The sequence below is a fragment of the Streptomyces anulatus genome (genome assembly GCF_000721175.1).
GTDB classification, from domain to species: Bacteria; Actinomycetota; Actinomycetes; order Streptomycetales; family Streptomycetaceae; genus Streptomyces; species Streptomyces anulatus_C.
In genome coordinates, this window is sequence record NZ_JOEZ01000087.1 from 1 (window position 1) to 1,874 (window position 1,874).

General features: G+C 68.4%; 2 protein-coding genes. Both read left to right on the forward strand.

All coding sequences use genetic code 11. The features are described from left to right. Positions 1-12 precede the first annotated feature (12 nt). The gene (locus IG90_RS0138560; protein ID WP_030595928.1) at positions 13-798 is read left to right on the forward strand and encodes an electron transfer flavoprotein subunit beta/FixA family protein; all 786 of its coding nucleotides are present in this window, start codon (positions 13-15) and stop codon (positions 796-798) included. Positions 799-858: 60 nt separating this feature from the next. Beyond that, positions 859-1,821 (forward strand): electron transfer flavoprotein subunit alpha/FixB family protein, encoded by a 963-nt coding sequence (locus tag IG90_RS0138565; protein WP_030595931.1) that lies wholly within the window; start codon positions 859-861, stop codon positions 1,819-1,821. Positions 1,822-1,874: the final 53 nt, after the last annotated feature.

A 1,874-nucleotide genomic window follows, 5' to 3' on the forward strand; every position in this document is an offset into this window, starting at 1 on the left:
AGGAGAGCCGGCGTGAGCTTGAGGATCGTTGTCTGTGTGAAGTACGTGCCCGACGCGACCGGTGACCGGCGTTTCGCCGATGACCTGACGCTGGACCGTGAGGATGTCGACGGTCTGTTGTCGGAGCTGGACGAGTACGCGGTCGAGCAGGCGTTGCAGATCGCTGACGAGGCGGACGATGCGGAGATCACCGTGGTGACGGTGGGTCCGGAGGATGCCAAGGACGCGTTGCGCAAGGCGTTGTCGATGGGTGCGGACAGGGCGGTTCACGTCGAGGACGACGATCTGCACGGCAGTGATGTGATGGGGACGTCGCTGGTGCTGGCGAAGGCTGTGGAGAAGACCGGGTATGACCTGGTGATCTGTGGGATGGCGTCCACGGACGGTGTGATGGGTGTTCTCCCGGCGCTGCTGGCGGAGCGTCTGGGGGTGCCGCAGGTGACGTTGCTGTCCGAGGTCGCGGTGGACGGTGGTGTCGTGACGGGGCGGCGTGATGGTGACGCGGCGTCGGAGCGGCTGGAGGCTTCGCTTCCGGCGGTGGTGTCGGTGACCGACCAGTCGGGTGAGGCGCGTTACCCGTCGTTCAAGGGGATCATGGCGGCGAAGAAGAAGCCGGTCGAGTCGCTGGATCTGGGTGACCTGGGTCTGGAGGCGGACGAGGTGGGTCTGGCGGGTGCGTGGACGGCGGTGGACTCCGCCACGGAGCGTCCGGCGCGTACGGCGGGCACGATCGTGAAGGACGAGGGTGAGGGCGGCAAGCAGCTGGCCGAGTTCCTCGCGGGCCAGAAGTTCATCTAGGCCCCGCCCCTGCTCCCTGCTCTCTCCTCTTCTCTTCCTTCTCTTCTGGAGTGCGTTGTCATGGCTGAAGTTCTTGTTCTGGTCGATCATGTGGACGGTGCGGTCCGTAAGCCCACGCTGGAGCTGCTGACGCTGGCGCGTCGGGTCGGTGACCCGGTCGCGGTGGCGCTGGGTGCGGGTGCGGAGGCGACCGCGTCGGTGCTGGGTGAGCACGGTGCGGTGAGGGTCCTGGTGTCGGACGCGTCGGAGTTCGCGGACTATCTGGTGGTTCCGAAGGTCGATGCCCTGCAGGCCGCGTTCGAGGCGGTCTCCCCGGTGGCGGTGCTGGTGGTGTCCTCCGCGGAGGGCAAGGAGGTCGCGGCGCGGCTGGCGCTGCGGGTCGGCTCCGGTGTCATCACGGACGCGACGGATCTGGAGGCCGGTGAGCAGGGTGTCGTGGCGACGCAGGCGGCGTTCGCCGCTTCGTACACGACGAGGTCCCGGGTGTCGAGGGGGGTGCCGGTGATCACGGTGAAGCCGAACTCGGCTCCCGTCGAGCCGGTTGCCGCCGCGGGTGCGGTTCAGGCGTTGTCGGTGTCGTTCGGTGACGCGGCGACGGGTACGAGGGTGACCTCGCGGACGGCGCGTGAGTCGACCGGGCGTCCGGAGCTGACGGAGGCGGCGATCGTGGTCTCGGGTGGCCGTGGGGTCAACGGTGCGGAGAACTTCCCCGTCATCGAGGCGCTCGCGGACTCTCTGGGTGCCGCGGTGGGTGCGTCGCGTGCCGCGGTGGACGCGGGCTGGTACCCGCACACCTCCCAGGTCGGGCAGACGGGTAAGTCGGTCTCCCCGCAGCTGTACATCGCCTCGGGTATCTCGGGTGCGATCCAGCACCGGGCGGGTATGCAGACCTCGAAGACGATCGTCGCGATCAACAAGGACGCCGAGGCCCCGATCTTCGAGCTCGTCGACTACGGCGTCGTCGGTGACCTCTTCGCCGTCGTCCCCCAGCTCACCGAAGAGATCAACAACCGCAAGGGCTGACCCCCGGCGAACAGACCCGCCCTGGGCCGCACGGTGAACCCACCGTGCGGCCC

Excerpts from the sequence above, each read along its gene's own strand:
- IG90_RS0138565 (WP_030595931.1), top strand. The coding sequence starts at position 859 with ATGGCTGAAGTTCTTGTTCTGGTCGATCATGTGGACGGTGCGGTCCGT.